The sequence below is a fragment of the Rhizobium sp. RAF36 genome, assembly GCF_052114105.1.
Lineage (GTDB): Bacteria > Pseudomonadota > Alphaproteobacteria > Rhizobiales > Rhizobiaceae > Rhizobium.
This window is the reverse complement of record NZ_JBFREC010000006.1, coordinates 110,171-126,031: the sequence shown is the minus strand read 5'-3', so window position 1 is coordinate 126,031 and position 15,861 is coordinate 110,171. Positions and strand designations below refer to the sequence as shown.

The 15,861-nt window shown below is 59.7% G+C and carries 16 protein-coding genes; 9 read left to right on the top strand and 7 right to left on the bottom strand.

Annotated elements, in window-relative coordinates; genetic code table 11:
- The first annotated feature begins 82 nt into the window (after positions 1-82).
- The 6 genes from rsfS (at position 83) to AB4Z25_RS20805 (ending at position 5,782) form a co-directional block, all read left to right on the top strand.
- On the top strand, positions 83-529 hold the full coding sequence (gene rsfS / locus AB4Z25_RS20830) for a ribosome silencing factor (RefSeq protein WP_112385950.1): 447 nt from the start codon (positions 83-85) through the stop codon (positions 527-529).
- A gap of 118 nt (positions 530-647) precedes the next feature.
- The gene (gene rlmH / locus AB4Z25_RS20825; protein ID WP_112517861.1) at positions 648-1,130 is read left to right on the top strand and encodes a 23S rRNA (pseudouridine(1915)-N(3))-methyltransferase RlmH; all 483 of its coding nucleotides are present in this window, start codon (positions 648-650) and stop codon (positions 1,128-1,130) included.
- A gap of 129 nt (positions 1,131-1,259) precedes the next feature.
- The gene (locus AB4Z25_RS20820; protein WP_442208978.1) at positions 1,260-2,651 is read left to right on the top strand and encodes a murein hydrolase activator EnvC family protein; all 1,392 of its coding nucleotides are present in this window, start codon (positions 1,260-1,262) and stop codon (positions 2,649-2,651) included.
- On the top strand, positions 2,641-3,963 hold the full coding sequence (locus AB4Z25_RS20815) for a S41 family peptidase (RefSeq protein ID WP_112385952.1): 1,323 nt from the start codon (positions 2,641-2,643) through the stop codon (positions 3,961-3,963). Before AB4Z25_RS20820 ends, AB4Z25_RS20815 begins: the two co-directional genes overlap by 11 nt.
- A gap of 79 nt (positions 3,964-4,042) precedes the next feature.
- Positions 4,043-5,239: a divergent polysaccharide deacetylase family protein gene (locus tag AB4Z25_RS20810; protein ID WP_112540395.1), complete on the top strand. Its 1,197-nt coding sequence runs from the start codon at positions 4,043-4,045 to the stop codon at positions 5,237-5,239.
- A 9-nt stretch (positions 5,240-5,248) separates the two neighbouring features.
- On the top strand, positions 5,249-5,782 hold the full coding sequence (locus AB4Z25_RS20805; protein ID WP_112517864.1) for an RNA pyrophosphohydrolase: 534 nt from the start codon (positions 5,249-5,251) through the stop codon (positions 5,780-5,782).
- A 598-nt stretch (positions 5,783-6,380) separates the two neighbouring features.
- On the opposite strand, the gene bfr is transcribed toward AB4Z25_RS20805, so the two are convergent.
- The 5 genes from bfr to AB4Z25_RS20780 all read right to left on the bottom strand — a co-directional run bounded on the left by bfr (position 6,381) and on the right by AB4Z25_RS20780 (position 13,159).
- Positions 6,381-6,872 (bottom strand): bacterioferritin, encoded by a 492-nt coding sequence (bfr, locus tag AB4Z25_RS20800; RefSeq protein ID WP_148194370.1) that lies wholly within the window; start codon positions 6,870-6,872, stop codon positions 6,381-6,383.
- Positions 6,838-7,230 carry a (2Fe-2S)-binding protein gene (locus tag AB4Z25_RS20795; protein WP_112517865.1) on the bottom strand — a complete coding sequence of 131 codons (393 nt, stop codon included), beginning with the start codon at positions 7,228-7,230 and terminating at the stop codon, positions 6,838-6,840. Before AB4Z25_RS20795 ends, bfr begins: the two co-directional genes overlap by 35 nt.
- Positions 7,231-7,321: 91 nt before the next feature.
- Positions 7,322-10,777, bottom strand: a complete 3,456-nt coding sequence (locus AB4Z25_RS20790) for an error-prone DNA polymerase (protein WP_112540394.1) — start codon at positions 10,775-10,777, stop codon at positions 7,322-7,324.
- Entirely contained in the window at positions 10,774-12,213 is a 1,440-nt protein-coding gene (locus AB4Z25_RS20785) for a Y-family DNA polymerase (protein ID WP_442208976.1), read from the bottom strand. The genes AB4Z25_RS20790 and AB4Z25_RS20785 overlap by 4 nt, the downstream gene beginning before the upstream one ends.
- Before the next feature lie 10 nt (positions 12,214-12,223).
- Positions 12,224-13,159, bottom strand: a complete 936-nt coding sequence (locus AB4Z25_RS20780; protein WP_442208900.1) for an ImuA family protein — start codon at positions 13,157-13,159, stop codon at positions 12,224-12,226.
- A 164-nt stretch (positions 13,160-13,323) separates the two neighbouring features.
- On the opposite strand from AB4Z25_RS20780, the gene AB4Z25_RS20775 reads away from it, so the two are divergent.
- Complete coding sequence (locus AB4Z25_RS20775) at positions 13,324-13,761, top strand: metallopeptidase family protein (RefSeq protein ID WP_112385959.1); 438 nt, start codon at positions 13,324-13,326, stop codon at positions 13,759-13,761.
- A gap of 3 nt (positions 13,762-13,764) precedes the next feature.
- Here the strand turns inward: AB4Z25_RS20775 and AB4Z25_RS20770 are convergent, their stop codons facing one another.
- Together AB4Z25_RS20770 and AB4Z25_RS20765 are read right to left on the bottom strand one after the other, a co-directional pair.
- Complete coding sequence (locus tag AB4Z25_RS20770; protein WP_112385960.1) at positions 13,765-13,971, bottom strand: DUF1737 domain-containing protein; 207 nt, start codon at positions 13,969-13,971, stop codon at positions 13,765-13,767.
- A 1-nt stretch (position 13,972) separates the two neighbouring features.
- Positions 13,973-14,875: an HpcH/HpaI aldolase/citrate lyase family protein gene (locus AB4Z25_RS20765; RefSeq protein ID WP_112540392.1), complete on the bottom strand. Its 903-nt coding sequence runs from the start codon at positions 14,873-14,875 to the stop codon at positions 13,973-13,975.
- Between the two features lie 111 nt (positions 14,876-14,986).
- Between AB4Z25_RS20765 and AB4Z25_RS20760 the strand changes: the two genes are divergently transcribed.
- Together AB4Z25_RS20760 and AB4Z25_RS20755 are read left to right on the top strand one after the other, a co-directional pair.
- A complete protein-coding gene (locus AB4Z25_RS20760) occupies positions 14,987-15,220 on the top strand; it encodes a hypothetical protein (RefSeq protein WP_112385962.1) in 234 nt (77 codons plus the stop codon).
- 126 nt (positions 15,221-15,346) lie between these two features.
- Positions 15,347-15,766 carry a VOC family protein gene (locus AB4Z25_RS20755; protein WP_112517969.1) on the top strand — a complete coding sequence of 140 codons (420 nt, stop codon included), beginning with the start codon at positions 15,347-15,349 and terminating at the stop codon, positions 15,764-15,766.
- Positions 15,767-15,861: the final 95 nt, after the last annotated feature.

Sequence of the window (15,861 nt, the reverse complement as noted above, 5' to 3'; positions counted from 1 at the left end):
CATGAAACCACGGCCGTGTCTTGAAAGATTAATTGTTTGATGCCTATCTTAACCATGATTTGGAACGCCCAAATCAGTTGATGTGCATGTCTGTTATTCCAGGAAAGGGAAAGCACTGACAACAGTACACGCCAAGGGAAGAACGCTCGCCGTTATCCCGAAGAGCCCGGAACGTGGCGCCGATGCCGCTGCCCGCGCCCTGCAAGCCGTCCTCGTGAGCCTCGAGGACTCGAAAGCTGAAGATATCGTCACCATCGACATTGCTGGGAAATCTGCGCTGGGCGACCATATGGTCGTTGTCTCAGGGCGATCGACCCGTCACGTCATGGCGATCGCAGACCATCTCCTCTCCGACCTCAAGGACGACGGCTTCGGTGCCGCGCGTGTCGAAGGCCAGGATGCAGGCGATTGGATCCTGATCGACACCGGCGATATCATCGTGCACGTTTTCCGCCCCGAAATCCGCGAGTTCTACAACATCGAAAAGATGTGGGCTGCGCCGGACCTGGACGAGGAAACGCTGCACTAACAGGCGCCACGCCTTCACCGGCGCCTGAGACGCGGCATGCAAGCAAGGCCGGAAACATTGGACACCGGCCAGCAGGCCGGTTTTGCGTTCTTCGGAATGCTGAACAGGAGCGGGTGACATGCGTATTGGTCTTTTTGCCGTGGGGCGGCTCAAATCCGGCCCTGAGAAGGATCTTGCGGCCCGTTATTTCGACCGTTTTTCCAAGGCGGGCCCGGCGGTCGGGCTCGAATTCTCCCGTGTTGCCGAAGTGGCCGAAAGCCGCGCCTCGAATGCCGAAACGCGCAAGCGCGAGGAGGCGGGGATGCTTTTGAAGACCCTTCCCGAAGGCGGCGTCCTCATTCTGCTCGACGAGCGCGGCAAGGCGCTCGACAGCGAGGCTTTCGCCAACACCCTCGGCACCTATCGCGACAATGGCAAACGCGATCTGACGATCGCCATCGGCGGCGCCGACGGGCTGGATCCGGCGCTCTACGACAGGGCCGACATGACGCTCTGTCTCGGCAAGATGACATGGCCTCACCAGATCGTCCGCACCCTGATCGCCGAGCAGCTCTACCGCGCCGTTACCATTCTTTCCGGGCATCCCTATCACCGCGTCTGAGGGTCACGCAGCCGTGTTATCAGGCACGCCGATCTTTCTGGTCAAAGCCGCCAAATCAGCTTAGTCTCCGCGCGATTTTGAGAGTTGCCCCGAACACGCATGACAAGAAGCGCCCGCAAGCGAATGAGCCTGATTTTGCCTCTGCTTGCGGCTGGCATTGCTGCGGCAAATCCACCTTCCGGTTTGAGGATGGAGGCGCAAGCGCAGGACGCCGCCCCCGCTGCCGCAGCACCGTCTCCGCAGGCTATCACGCCACCGCCTGACCCCGCCGCCGAGCTGGCGAGGAAGCGCGATGAGACGCGCGCAGAGCTCGATGCGCTGTCGAAGACGATCAATCTTTCGTCAGATAAAGTGAACGAGCTTGAGAAGAGCATCGCCGATCTCGACAAGAGCAGTTCGAGCATCCGTCAGGCACTGATCGATTCCGCCGCCCGCCGCAAGACGCTGGAAAAGCAGATCCTCGACAGCGAGAAGAAGCTCGCCGATCTGGGCGTCAAGGAAGACGGCATCCGCCGCTCGCTGCACGACCGCCGCGGACTGCTTGCGGAAGTACTGGCAGCCCTCCAGCGCATGGGCCGCAATCCGCCACCGGCGCTGCTGGTCACTCCCGACGACGCCCTCGCTTCGGTTCGCAGCGCCATCCTGCTCGGTGCTGTCGTGCCGGGAATGCGCAAGGAAACCGATAGGTTGGCGGCCGACCTCAACAATCTCGCAGCCCTGCAGACCGCAAGCGCCAAGGAGCGTGCCGGTCTGACGGCGACGATGGCCAACAGCATCGAAGAGGAGCGCCGTATGGATCTCCTGCTCGCCGAAAACGACAAGCACAGCCGCAGCAGCGCTGCCGAACTCGACGCCGAAAAGAAGCGCTCGGAGGAGTTGGCAGGAAAGGCGACGACGCTGGAAGGCCTCGTCGCCTCGATGGAATCGGAAATCTCTTCCGTGCGCGAAGCTGCCCAAGCGGCACGGCGCGAAGAGGAAAATCGCAAGCTCCTGACCGACGAGCAGCGGGCCCAGGCGAAGGCCCTGGCGGACAGCGGAGTGCCCGATAAAAACCGCATTGCGCCCGCATATCCGTTCGGAGAATTGAAGGCGAAATTGGAGCTGCCCGTAGCGGGCGATATTCTGCGTCAGTTTGGCGATGCCGATGGCACCGGCCACGAGGCGATGGGCATGACGCTGGCGACCAATCCGGACTCGGTGGTCACCGCACCTGCCGACGGACTGGTGGTTTTTGCCGGCGCTTTCCGCAGCTACGGCCAGATGATCATTCTCGATACAGGCGACGGATACCACCTCGTTCTATCCGGCATGGACACGATCAGCACCCGCCAGGGCAAGTTCGTTTTTGCCGGTGAGCCGCTTGCGGCAATGGGCGCGAAAAGAGTGGCAAGCGCGACAGCATTGGCGCTGGAAACAAACCGGCCAACGCTTTACATTGAATTTCGAAAGGACGGTAAACCGGTCGATTCCCGGCCGTGGTGGACCGCCAAAGACACTGGAAAGGCACGCAATGATTCGTAGGGCTTCTCTTGTTCTGGTCGGCGCATTGATGGGTGCGACCGCGATGAGCGTCATTTATTCGGCCGGCGTGCCTGCCGAGGCGGCCGGTGCTTCCACCTACAAGGAGCTCTCGGTATTCGGCGATGTCTTCGAACGTGTCCGCGCCCAATACGTGACGCCGCCGGCTGAAGACAAGCTGATCGAAAATGCCATCAACGGCATGCTCTCCTCGCTCGATCCGCATTCCAGCTACATGAATGCCAAGGACGCCGAGGATATGAGCACCCAGACGAAGGGTGAATTCGGCGGCCTCGGCATCGAAGTGACGATGGAAGACGAACTCGTCAAGGTCATCACCCCGATCGACGATACGCCTGCGGCCAAGGCCGGCGTTCTCGCCGGTGACTATATTTCCGAGATCGATGGCCAATCCGTTCGAGGCCTCAAGCTCGAGGACGCCGTCGAGAAGATGCGCGGCGCCATCAACACCCCGATCAAGCTGACACTCATCCGCAAGGGCGCCGACAAGCCGATCGAACTGACGATCGTTCGCGATGTCGTTGCCGTCCAGGCCGTGAAGTCCCGCGTCGAGGATGATGTTGGCTATCTGCGCATCATCTCCTTCACCGAGAAGACCTATCCGGATCTCGAGAAGGCGATCACCAAGATCAAGGAAACCGTTCCTGCCGACAAGCTCAAGGGTTATGTCCTCGACCTGCGTCTTAACCCGGGCGGTCTGCTCGATCAGGCAATCAAGGTATCGGACGCCCTGCTGCAGCGCGGCGAGGTGGTGTCCACCCGCGGCCGCAATCCGGATGAGACCCGCCGCTTCAATGCCGGCCCGGGCGATCTGACGGATGGCAAGCCGGTTGTTGTGCTGATCAACGGCGGTTCGGCCTCGGCTTCGGAAATCGTAGCCGGCGCCCTGCAGGATCTGCGCCGCGCGACCATCCTCGGCACCCGCTCATTCGGCAAGGGCTCCGTCCAGACGATCATCCCGCTGGGCGAAAACGGCGCGCTGCGTCTGACGACGGCACTCTACTATACGCCGTCGGGCCGCTCGATCCAGGGCACCGGCATCACGCCTGATATCAAGGTCGAAGAGCCGCTTCCTGATGATCTGAAGGGCAAGATGGTAACCGAGGGCGAATCCAGCCTGCGCGGCCACATCAAGGGCCAGAGCGAGACGGATGAAGGCTCGGGCTCGGTCGCCTATGTGCCGCCGGATCCGAAGGACGACGTCCAGCTGAACTACGCACTTGATCTGCTGCGCGGCAAGAAGACCGATCCGGCCTTCCCGCCGAACCCGGACAAGGCGGTTTCCGCAAAGTAATTGAGAAAATGCATCAGGCCGGAGTAACATCCGGCCTGATGATTCTGACTGTTTCCCGGTTTTGGGGCGGGCGAGGAAATTGGGAACGGATTTGCATGCACCACTCGGCCAGAACCGTAAACCTGGCCCGAAGCGGCCAGGTATCCTGCGGATAGGCCGGATAGCCGCCAGCCTTTGCCTGATCGGCATAGGCGGCTTTTCTCTTTATACAGCAATGCGCGATGACGGCCTGCAACAACCGAAACCGGCGCCCGAAACGCAAGCGGCTTCACCCGCCACAGATGCGGTCCCGACACCAGCGACACCGGATCAATCGACCGCCAACGGCATGACGCGTTCCGATCCGCATTCCGGCGCCAATGTCGAGAAGATGGTGACAGGTGACGGCTCTGTCGTCACCAAATACAGCCCACGCCCGCGTGACGGCGACGGCCCGGCTCTGATCGACGCGACCCAGGTCGGTCAGGATCCGCGTATGGCCGCCATGCCGAATCACAGCCTTCTGGAAGACTCGCCCTTCGGCCGTCTGCCTATTGTCGGGCCGGATGGCCGCAGGCCAATGGATCAGTATGCGCGGCCCTGGTCCGGCGCCCGCGGCACTCGGATTGCCATTGTGGTCAGCGGCCTCGGTCTCAGCCAGACGGGCACGCAGCGCGCCATCAAGGAACTCCCCGAGGAAATCACCTTCGCCTTTGCAGCCAGCGGCAACAGCCTGCAGCGCTGGATGCAGGACGCGCGGCGAGGTGGGCACGAGATCCTCATGCAGGTTCCACTTGAACCATTTGATTACCCGGCAAACGATCCGGGTCCGGAAACGCTACTGACATCGAAATCGCCCGCCAAAAATGTCGAAAACCTGCACCGCGCCATGGGGGAGATCACCAATTACACCGGCATCATGAATTATCAGGGCGGCCGCTTCCTCTCCAATCCGGATGCGATGGAGCCCGTGATGCGTGATATCGGCAAGCGCGGCCTGCTGTTCCTCGATGACGGTTCCTCAGCGCAATCGAAGACCGAAGCCGTCGCCAGGGGAACCGAGCTCCCCTATGCATTTGCCGATCTGCAGCTTGACGGCCAGCTCGATGTCAACGCCATCATGCAGAAACTTGACGAGCTCGAACGCATCGCCAAGCGCAATGGTCAGGCGATCGGCGTTGCCTCTGCCTTCGACGAAAGCATTGACGCCATCTCCAAGTGGAGCGAAGAAGCCGCCATGCGCGGCATCGAGATCGTCGGTGTCGCCGCGCTGGCAAACGACCCGAAAAAGCCCTGAGGAAACCTGATGACCAAGGCGCCGATCACCGCAGACGACCTGCCCTACCGCCCCTGCGTGGGCGTGATGATCCTCAACCGTGAGGGACTGGTTTGGGCCGGACGGCGCATTCCGATCGGCAATTCAGAGTATGACGGCTCGGCGCAGCTCTGGCAGATGCCGCAGGGCGGCATCGACAAGGGCGAGGAGCCGCTGGAGGCTGCCTATCGCGAGCTTTATGAAGAGACCGGTATGAAAACCGTCTCCCTTCTCGGCGAGGCGAAGGATTGGATTAATTACGACCTGCCGCCGCACCTGATCGGCATCGGCCTGAAGGGCAAGTTTCGCGGCCAGACCCAGCGCTGGTTTGCCTTCCGCTTCGAAGGCGACGACAGCGAAATCGCCATCAACCCGCCGCCGGGCGGCCATGAGCCGGAATTCGATGCCTGGGAATGGAAGCCGATGGCCGACCTGCCGGATCTGATCGTGACCTTCAAGCGCAAGGTCTATGAACAGGTCGTTGCCGAATTCTCGCACCTGGCAGGATTGAAGGCCGCGGAATAGGCAGCTCATGCCGCGCAATGCCTTTCAGGTGAGTTCGCTTGTTCTGGCAGGGTGCAATCCACCGCGCTCATTGCGAGGATCGCAACGGCGCCGAAGAAGGCTTGGAACGACCCGCCACCGCGCCTTATCGACACGGTCTGAAAAGGCAAGTTTTGCGGCCGATGCACCGCGGTTTGCCTTCAGCGTCGAAGGTGACAACAAGGAAATCCCCATCGAGCCGCCACCGGGCGCATGAAGGGGAATTCGATGCCGGGGAATGAAAGCCGATGACTGGCCTGCCGGGTCTGATCGGACCTTCAGCGCAGGGCTACGAACAAGTCGCAGCCGAATTCTCGCATCTGGCTGGATTGGTCGCGGAATAGAGAGCACGGGTCGCGCAATGCTCTCAGGAGGATTCGCCTGTACCGGCAGCGGCGCACCACGCCGCGTGCATCGCCAATATCGAAACGGCGTCGAAGCGTGAAGGCGCCAGCAATCTCGGAAAGCCATTACGGCTCCCGCAAAGCCTATGAGTATCCTAGCCCAAGGTAGCAAACCCCGCCAGAAACTGGCGAGGCTTGTCATTATCTGACAACCGCTTTCGCGGCCGTTTCGGGGCTCAGTGACCTTCCGCGTCGTTTGCAGAGTCGGCGTTCAGCTGGCCATACTTGGCCTCGCCGATCTTTCCGAGCAATTCGAGCTGGGTTTCGAGGAAATCGATATGGCCTTCCTCGTCCATCAGCAGCTCTTCGAACAGCTTCATGGAGACGTAGTCGCCGGCGTCATGACAGATGTCGCGGGATTTCTTGTAGGCCGTGCGGGCGTCATATTCGCCAGCAAGATCGGCTTCCAGCACTTCCTTGACGTTCTGACCGATGCGAAGCGGCGCCAGCGTCTGGAGGTTGGGATGGCCTTCGAGGAAAATGATACGCGCGACGAGACGGTCGGCGTGATGCATCTCTTCGATGGATTCGGCCCGTTCCTTCTTGGCAAGCTTGGTGTAGCCCCAATCTTCGAGAAGGCGGTAGTGAACCCAATACTGGTTGACTGCACCGAGTTCGAGGAACAGTGCCTCGTTAAGCCGCTCGATGACTTTTTTGTCGCCTTTCAATGTCCGCTCTCCTGTTTTCTTCATGGAAATTCTTCAGGCGGGACATGAAATCAAATATTTCGTCTTCCGTCGAGTGGCGACGGGCGTGATAGTCCTCGGTGGTCTGGATGATGATATCCACGACATTTGGAAAACAGCCGCAGCAGCGGCCGCGTTTCTCCATGGCGTGATAGACTTTCGCAGGCACGATAAGCTGCCAACAGTCATCATCGAGAAGGCTGTTGATAACCTCCCGGATTTCTTTGTCGGTTATGTAATTGCAGCTGCAGACGAGCACGTCATCATTCCAAACATGACATTCACTATCGTGTTTTCTGCTAAAGAAGATGGTGGCTGTCAAGAAAAAATCGACACCCATAAACCGTCGTCGAAGACCCAAAATGTCACATCGGCGTGAGCAAAAGGCGGCGCTCCGGCATATCGATTTGTTCTTACAGGATTTTCCGGCTTCAATGGAAATTGCGGCCCCGCGGCATCACTTTTGCAGTTTCTCCGGTGGCTGGCTCCCGCGTCCGGTCGAGCATGCGTTTTTCCAAGGCCGCCCTTTCGAGATTGGTCATGATCCTCTTCTGCCGCTGATCGACAGTGGGACGTAACGCTTCATCCGAGCGGTCGCTGGCGCCGAAACGCCGCGCTTCCTGCTGCAGAATACCGAGAGCCGGCGTCATGTCCTCGATATGCTCGACCACGGTATGGATGACACCGCTCTGGCTCTGAAGCTTCCCGCGGATCTTTACCAGACGCGCACCCATGACGATGGCACGATACTTCTCGAAAATCGCTGGCCAGACGATGGCATTGGCCACCCCTGTCTCATCCTCCAGCGTCATGAAGACGACGCCCTTGGCAGAGCCCGGACGCTGACGGACAAGGACGAGGCCGGCAATCGTCACCCGCCTGCCATTCTCGACCTGCAGCAGGTCGACATTGCGCCAGATGCCAGCCTTGCTGAATTCCTCGCGCAGGAACGAGACGGGATGCGCCTTCAGCGACAGGGACAGATAGCGGTAATCTTCGATGACCTGCTCTCCAGGCAGCATTTCAGGCAGGTTTGTCTCCGGCTCGACCTGAAGATCATCTTCAGCTGCGCGCTCGAACAGCGGCAACCTCTCCGCTGCGCTCTGCGCATCCAGAGCCCGAACAGCCCAGAGCGCCTCACGCCGCGAAAGTCCGATGGATCCGAAGGCATCGGCATCGGCAAGCCGCTCGATATCGGTTTTCTTCAGGCCTGATCGCCGCCAGAGATCGTGGATCGAACGATAGCCCCCGTCGCGCTGCGCCACCAGTCTCCGCATCGCATCTTCCGAAAGGCCTTTTATCTGCCGGAATCCGAGCCGGACGGCCCGCTTGGATCGAATGACGCTACGCATCGCGGCATGACGAAAATCGATCCGCCGCCGATCGAAAACCGCATGTTCCAAAAGGCAATCCCAATCCGAATGGTTGATATCGGCCTCGCGGATCTCGACACCATGCTCCCGCGCATCCCGCACCAGCTGTGCCGGCGCATAGAACCCCATCGGCTGCGAGTTCAGCATCGCCGCGCAAAAGACGTCAGGATAGTAAGCCTTCATCCAGGAAGAGGCGTAAACGAGCAGGGCAAAGGAGGCCGCATGGCTTTCAGGGAAGCCGTACTCCCCAAACCCCTTGATCTGGTTGAAGCACTGCTCCGCAAATTCCTTGGAATAGGTTTTGGCAACCATTCCCTCGATGAACCGGCTCTCGAACCCTCCGATCGTGCCGGTCCTTTTGAACGTCGCCATGGCTCGCCGCAACCTGTCGGCCTCGGCTGGTTCGAACCCCGCCGCGGTGATAGCAATCTGCATCGCCTGTTCCTGAAACAGGGGAACGCCGAGTGTCCTCTCCAGCACCGGTTTCAGTTCTTCGCTCGGATACTCGATCTTGACGCCACTTTTGAACTGCTCGCGCCGCTTGAGATAGGGATGCACCATATTGCCCTGGATCGGACCCGGCCGGACGATCGCCACTTCGATGACCAGATCATAGAACCGGTCCGGCTTCAGCCGTGGCAACATGCTCATCTGTGCCCGGCTCTCGATCTGGAAGACACCGAGCGTATCGGCCCGGCACATCATCTCATAGACGGGCCTGCCCTCCTCGCCATGTTCCCTGTTGCCGAGATCGGCAAGGGTCTTCCTGACCTCATAATGATCCTCAAGAAGCGTGAAAGCCTTGCGCAGGCAGGTCAGCATGCCGAGCGCCAGGACATCCACTTTCAGTATCCGGACATTGTCCAGATCATCCTTGTCCCACTCGATCATGTAGCGGCCGGGCATCGCCGTCTTCATGATCGGCACGATTTCGTCGAGCCGGTCGCGCGTGATGACGAAGCCGCCGACATGCTGGGTCAGGTGCCGCGGAAAGGACAGAAGCTCGGAGGCATATTGCAGCACATTCCGGGTCATCGGATCGAACATGTCGAGACCGGCAGCCTTCGCCTCGCGCTCGGAGAGGCTATCGTCCGACCATCCCCAGACCAGGCTGCCGATTGCCGACTGCACGTCTTCGGAAAGCCCGAAAGCCTTCGCCACTTCGCGCCCTGCCGAGCGCGTCCGGTAGGTGGTCACCCCCGCCGTCAACCCGGCATGGTTTCGTCCATAGGCCTCGTAGATGAACTGGATGACCTCTTCGCGCCTGTCATGCTCGAAGTCGACATCGATATCCGGTGGTTCGTCGCGATCCATGGAAATGAACCGGTCGAAGAGCAGGGTGCTTTTTTTAGGATCGACTTCCGTGATCTCCAGACAATAGCAGATGACCGAATTGGCCGCCGAGCCTCGTCCCTGGCAGAGGATATTCTTCTCGTAGCGTGCGTAATGAACGATCCTGTGAACCGTCAGAAAGTAGGCCGCATAGTCTTTCTGTCTGACCAGATCGAGCTCGTAGTCGATCTGTTCCTGGATTTTTTCCGGCACCGCTTCTGGATGATACCGCTTGATCGCGCCCGCCCGCGTCAGCCGGTCCAGCGTCTCATATGCCGTTTCCCCAGGCGCATTTTCTGCCGGATAGTTATGGCTGATCTCGTCCAGGGAAAATTCCAGCCCGGCAAAGAACCTGCCGGTATTCTCGATCGCCTCGGGATAGTTTCTGAAGAGCCGCGACATCTCGCGGCTCTCCTTGAGATAACGCTCGGCGTTTGGGGCGAGAAGAAAGCCAGCCTTGGGGATGGCCACGTGCTCGCGAATGGCCGTCACGACATCGGACAAGGGTCTGCGGGTTCTGTCGTGATAGAGGGGCTGATTGGTCGCGATCAACGGGACGCGGTTTTCCGCCGCGACATTCGAGAAGGTTGCAAACGTCAGCGCATCATGGCCGTTATAGGCAGGGGTCAGGGCCAGAAACAGATTTGCACCAAACCGTTCCTTCAGGCGTCCGAGGCAATCCGAAAACAGATCTCTGCGGGTAGAGGCATTGAGAATGGCCAGGGAAGGAACGGCAGCCAGCATCATGCAGTCACCCCATTCCATCATATCCGCCTCCTCCAGCAGACACGTCCCTTTGACCGCACCGTCCTTCAGATTTCCGGCGCTCAGAAGCCGGCAGAGATGCGCCCAGCCCTGCCGGTTCTTGGGATAGGCCAGGATGTCGGGCGTCTGATCACAAAAGACCAGGCGAGCGCCCGGCTGGAAAGGAACGGGCTGCAGAATATCCTCCGCCTTTTCATCCTTTTCCAGCTCGCCCGCCAGCTTCCGTTCATACTTGCCGCGGAAAACCTTCGTCTGGGCATAGGCGCGCACGACACCAGCGACTGAATTCCGGTCAGCGATCCCGATGCCAGAAAGGCCGAGAATGGCCGCCTGAGTGACGATCTCCTCGGGCCTGGAAGCCCCTTCCAGGAAGGAAAAGTTCGTTCTGGCGCCGATTTCGAAAAAGGCCGGTGTCATGCGAAAACTCCATGCATGAACCATTGCGGCATATCCGGTCCGTAGTGACCTTCGCGATAGATCCAGAAGCGATAGCCTTGCTCGTCCTCGACGCTGAAATAATCACGCTCCTTGGCATCCACACCATCGATCCACCATTCCATGGCGATCCGCTCCGGCCCTTCGCTTTTCAGGATGCGGTGCCGGATACGCCGCCAGCGAAAATACGCCGGAGCTCCGTCAGGCACCTCGGCAGCAAAAGCCTCCATCGGTTCGGGCATGGTAAGCAGGCGAACGGGTCTATCGCCCCTTGCCATCGGAGCGGCCAGCTCCCGGGGCGATTTGTTCAAGGTCTCGATCGCCGGAACGGCAAAGACTGCACGTTCCGGAACGTGACTTTCACGCTGTTCAAAACGGATCAGGCATTCCTCGCCAAGACGGGCCGAAACCTTGTCCACGAACCCGGCAAGCGAGATCGCCGTCTGCCGTTCTCCCTCGAAATCATCCTGTTCGTTTTGGAAGTTTTCATGCCTGAGAACATTGATCCGCAGGATCTCGAAACCATAGCCGGCATCGAGATCATCATGAATTGCCGTCAGCCGCTCGCAGAACAGGCTGGCAATGCGCTGCGGATCACGCAACGGCCGGGAGGTACCGGCAGAAATTCGAAAGACGCAGCCATCCACCCGGAACAACACCAGTTCGAAGACCCTTCCGCCGATGCCTTGCGTCTCAAGCGAAGGCTGCAACGCATGCGCAACCTGACCTGCAAGAAGAAGAATGTCCTCTTCGGCCGTAATCGCCTCGGCAAGCCGCCGCTCCGCCGAAAGGCTGGCAATAGGCAGGCGGGGAGAAACGGGCTCCTCATCCAGGCCCAGCGCCTGATCAAGCCGCAAAAGAACAAGTGCGCCGAAGCGGCGGGTGAGCGGCGCGCGTGGCGCCTGCATGAGATCGCCGATATAGCGGAGGCCGAGTTTCTGAAGGGCTGCAACGACAGGCGCATCGAGGCGGAGCGCGGTGACCGGCAGAGGTTCGAGAACAGAACCCGCCTCATCCTCGGCAATCACCCCGCCTTCGCCAAAACGGCTGACGGCCCAGGATAGCCCGGGCGACGAGGAAATCGCACCACCCACGTCCAGGCCCATCTGATGGAGCCGCAAGAGGATATCTTTTAGCATCGCTCTTTCGCCGCCGAAAAGATGAGAGCAGCCGGTAATATCGAGAAACAGCCCGTCCTTGCCGTCGAGGGCGACCAGCGGCGTGTAGCGGTCGCACCAGTCGGCGATCGCATCCAGCAAGCGCCGGTCGGCAGCAGCGTCCTCCTCGATGACGTCGATGACCGGGTGAATGGCGCGGGCTTCGGCAACGCCAAGCCCTTTTCTCAGGCCGAGCTTCTCCGCCTTTTCGTCGAGCGCCGTCAGCCGCATCGTATTGTCGGACCGGCCCGAGCAGACGATTGGCGCCGCGTCAGGATGCCCTTTCGAACGCCACGAGAGACCCCATCTCTTGCGGGCGATCCTGTCGGTGGAGAGATGCGGAAAATGGAGCGCCAGAATGCGCTGCGAGCTCGCCTGGAAAGCGAGTGACGGCTGATTGATCGACGGGGAGAAACTGGCGGTCATGGGGGTTCCACTCCAGGAAGAGGGAGAGGGGGGCCGGATTGCGGCTCTTCTCCAGGGTGAGATGAAAAACCGGATTGCCGATGCTGCCGCATAGCATCGAACCATCCGGCAGAGGCCGTTCCCGCGCGGGCGCAGGTTCGGCAAGAAAGCGGACATGGGCACTGCTTGCCTCTTCCTCTCCTGATTGCCGCAGCAGCAGGAGAGAACGGCCAGCCGATTTTGCCCTAAGATGAAAGCGCCGGCTTTCGGTCAGGCCGAAGGATTTCGGATTGCCGCGAATTTCCAGGATCGTAGTGATGAAAGCGCGGCTTTCCAGCGCCGCCTCCGCAAGCCAGAGCGCATCCTCCAGCTTGCGCGGACTTGCATGCAGAAACAGCTCCGGCCGCAATCCGAAATCCTTGAGCCCAACCGCATAGGGCACACCGGCCTCGATCGATCCGACCTTGTCGGCGATCCAGAGAACGGGATTTTTTTCCTCGGCCTTGTGCTGCAGCGCTGCCGCGAGCGCCAGAGCAAAGCCGCTGCTGACGCCTGCATCACGAAACATCCGGGTGCGGATTTCAATCAAGGCATCGAGCGGCAAGCCGCCTTCGAGGGCTTCGTCCAGCTGCGGAACGCCGAAGGAGAATTGTGGTGCCTTCCCCCTCTTTCGTGGCGCATTTCCGGCGCCCAACGCTTCCTGCTCTGCTGCCGCCAGCGCCGGAACCGGTTTGCCCTCAAGCTTCGCAATGGTTTCGCGGAGCGCAAAAAGCCGCTCGCGCGTCACGGCCGTCTGTGCCATGACGTTCACTCCAAGTCAGAATTGTTCCTGTTATGTTCTTATGGATTCCAGAGCTGTCAGAAAGAGTCAACAGCCATTTCATGTGAATTTATTCCTGCCGTTGATTCCACACTCGAAAATCCTTCGCAAAGGTTCTATATGGGCGGCAAAGAAAGGGGTTTTTGATGGCCCGCATAGACCAGAGCGAGGATTGGCGTGATCGCCATGCACCGACGCTCAGCTCATTTGAATCGCTGGCGATGGAGGCCTACAGCCACCTGCCGGACGAATTTCGTTCTCTGACCGCCAATCTGACGATCGAGATCGAAGATTTTCCTGATGACGACGTTTTCGAGGATATGGCGCTGGAAACGCCTTTCGATCTGCTCGGCCTTTTCGAGGGCCGGGGCATTTCGGAACGGTTCACGATGGAAACCGGCGAACTGCCGAACCGCATCCGCCTCTACCGCCGTCCGATCCTCGATTACTGGGCCGAGAACGACGAGACGCTCGGCGATATCATCACCCACGTCCTCATCCACGAAATCGGCCACCACTTCGGCCTCAGCGATGACGACATGGAGCGGATCGAAGAAAGCGCCGAAGAAGCAGCCGACCGATAGGTATTACTGCTCGGAGAGCTTCATATCCGGGTGGTAGTCCTTGCCTTCGACGTCCTTGACGATCGCCTGGGCGGCGATGATCTGCTTGGTCTCGGCGTTGAAGGTGACCGAGGGAGAGCCCTGCAGCGACCAGCCCTTGTTGAGGGCATCGGTGACACGGTGGCAGAAGGCGGCATCGTCCTGGCCGGTCAGAAGGCGGTAAAGCTTCATGTCATGATTTCCGTTCAGCAATGAGGCGGGATTTATGAACCAGACTTTCCGCCTGGACAAGATGCAGGCGCTCGATCATCCGGCCGTTTGAATTGATGACGTTGAGGCCATCGGTCGCAGGATCGGCAAAGGCAGCAATGATCTCCCGGGCTTCGCGGATCGCCGCCTCGCCGGGTGCAAAATGCCGGTTGGCGGCATCGATCTGCGCCGGATGGATCAGCATCTTGCCGTCGAAGCCCATGGCCCGTGCTTGCGCGCATTCGGCCTCGAAGGCATCTGTATCCTTGAAATCGTTGAAAACGCTGTCGATCGCATCAAGGCCGTAAGCCCGCACCGCGAGGATCACCTGCATCAGCCACGGCACCAGATAGGTCCGCCCCGGCTGCGGCAGCACGCCGGTTTCCTTGCGCAGGTCGTTGAGGCCGACGACGAAGCAATCGAGCCTCGAGCCGGCGGTGCGCCCGAATTCGGCGATCGCCGCGCTGTTCAGGATACCCCGCGGCGTCTCGATCATCGCCCAGATCCGGAGCGTATCAGGCGCGTCGGCATCGCCAAGCATGTCACTGATCGCCATGACATCCTGCGGCTCGCTGACCTTCGGCAGAAGCACCGCATCCGGCTCAAGCGTGCGCACCAGTTCCATATCGGCAGGGCCGAAGCCGGAAGAGAGAGCATTGATGCGGATGATCCTCTCTTTGCCTTCGAGTGCTGGGCCAGCAAAGAAAGCCTTCAGGTTTTGCCGCGCCTCATCCTTCTTTTCCGGTGCAACCGAATCTTCCAGATCGAAGATCACTGCATCGCAATCCAGCACATGGGTCTTCTCCAGCGCGCGGGCATTGATCGCGGGAACGCTCAGCACAGAACGGCGCAGAGTAAAGGAACGGGCAGGGGAATTTCGGCTCATCACGAATGTGTGCCAAGCTTTGTGAAGGCTGACAAGACAACAAAAAGCCATGCTTGCCTTGCAAGGAGGGAAATCAAGGACCACATTCCTTTCGAAGAGAGGTCTAGAATTATGCAGAATATCCGTTCCATCTTCCTCATGCTGGCAGGCGTCACCGTATTCGTGGCGCTGGCGCTGTTCACCTTCTCGGTCACGCTCGCCGTCGGCGGCATCCTGACCGTACTGATGGTTGGCCGCGCAATGTCGCTGAAGATGAAACCGGCTCCGGTGCGCGCCAAGGCCCAAACCCAGCAGCGCGAAATGCGCATCTGGAACGATGGTCGCGGCACGATCATCGATCTCTGATTTCAGAGCCAGCTTAAGCCTTCACGAAAAATTCTTCGGGGCGCTGTCGGCGCACGTGTGATCTCTACGTCCTTGAGACGGACGGCTACGATGCCGGACCTTCAAAATCAGGAGACGGAGGAAAGAATGAGCACGACGGAAAACGCACCCGCCAAGATGCCGCCGGTCAAGAATGGCCTGCTGCCCTATCTGACTGTTGATGGCGCCCTCAAGGCTGCGGAATTTTACAAGAAGGCATTCGGCGCCGAAGAGGCCTATGTCGTTCCGGCCGACGAAAAGGGCCGAACGATGCATGTGCATCTCTACATCAATGGCAGTTCGCTGATGTTGTCGGATGCCTATCCCGAATATGGCCATCCCTTCAAAGGTCATGAAGGCTTCGCCATCCAGCTTGTCATCGACGATATCGATGCCTGGTGGAACCGCGCGGTTGCCGCCGGCGCAGAAGTCGTCATGCCGATCGAACTGATGTTCTGGGGCGACCGTTACGGCCAGTTGCGCGATCCTTTCGGTGTCATCTGGGGTCTGAACGAAGCATCGAAATAGCCGCCCAAGCGACCCGGCAGGCTGCGCGAAACGCCGCGCAGCCGCCACTTTGGAAAGATTCTCCTTCATTTCGGCAAAAAACTGGACTAGATGCT

Excerpts from the sequence above, each read along its gene's own strand:
- AB4Z25_RS20770 (WP_112385960.1), bottom strand. The coding sequence starts at position 13,971 with ATGAAGCTTTACCGCCTTCTGACCGGCCAGGACGATGCCGCCTTCTGC.
- AB4Z25_RS20815 (WP_112385952.1), top strand. The coding sequence starts at position 2,641 with ATGATTCGTAGGGCTTCTCTTGTTCTGGTCGGCGCATTGATGGGTGCG.
- AB4Z25_RS20780 (WP_442208900.1), bottom strand. The coding sequence starts at position 13,159 with ATGGCACAGACGGCCGTGACGCGCGAGCGGCTTTTTGCGCTCCGCGAA.
- AB4Z25_RS20790 (WP_112540394.1), bottom strand. The coding sequence starts at position 10,777 with ATGACACCGGCCTTTTTCGAAATCGGCGCCAGAACGAACTTTTCCTTC.
- AB4Z25_RS20795 (WP_112517865.1), bottom strand. The coding sequence starts at position 7,230 with ATGGGTGTCGATTTTTTCTTGACAGCCACCATCTTCTTTAGCAGAAAA.
- AB4Z25_RS20805 (WP_112517864.1), top strand. The coding sequence starts at position 5,249 with ATGACCAAGGCGCCGATCACCGCAGACGACCTGCCCTACCGCCCCTGC.
- AB4Z25_RS20755 (WP_112517969.1), top strand. The coding sequence starts at position 15,347 with ATGAGCACGACGGAAAACGCACCCGCCAAGATGCCGCCGGTCAAGAAT.
- AB4Z25_RS20760 (WP_112385962.1), top strand. The coding sequence starts at position 14,987 with ATGCAGAATATCCGTTCCATCTTCCTCATGCTGGCAGGCGTCACCGTA.
- AB4Z25_RS20775 (WP_112385959.1), top strand. The coding sequence starts at position 13,324 with ATGGCCCGCATAGACCAGAGCGAGGATTGGCGTGATCGCCATGCACCG.
- rlmH (WP_112517861.1), top strand. The coding sequence starts at position 648 with ATGCGTATTGGTCTTTTTGCCGTGGGGCGGCTCAAATCCGGCCCTGAG.
- AB4Z25_RS20765 (WP_112540392.1), bottom strand. The coding sequence starts at position 14,875 with ATGAGCCGAAATTCCCCTGCCCGTTCCTTTACTCTGCGCCGTTCTGTG.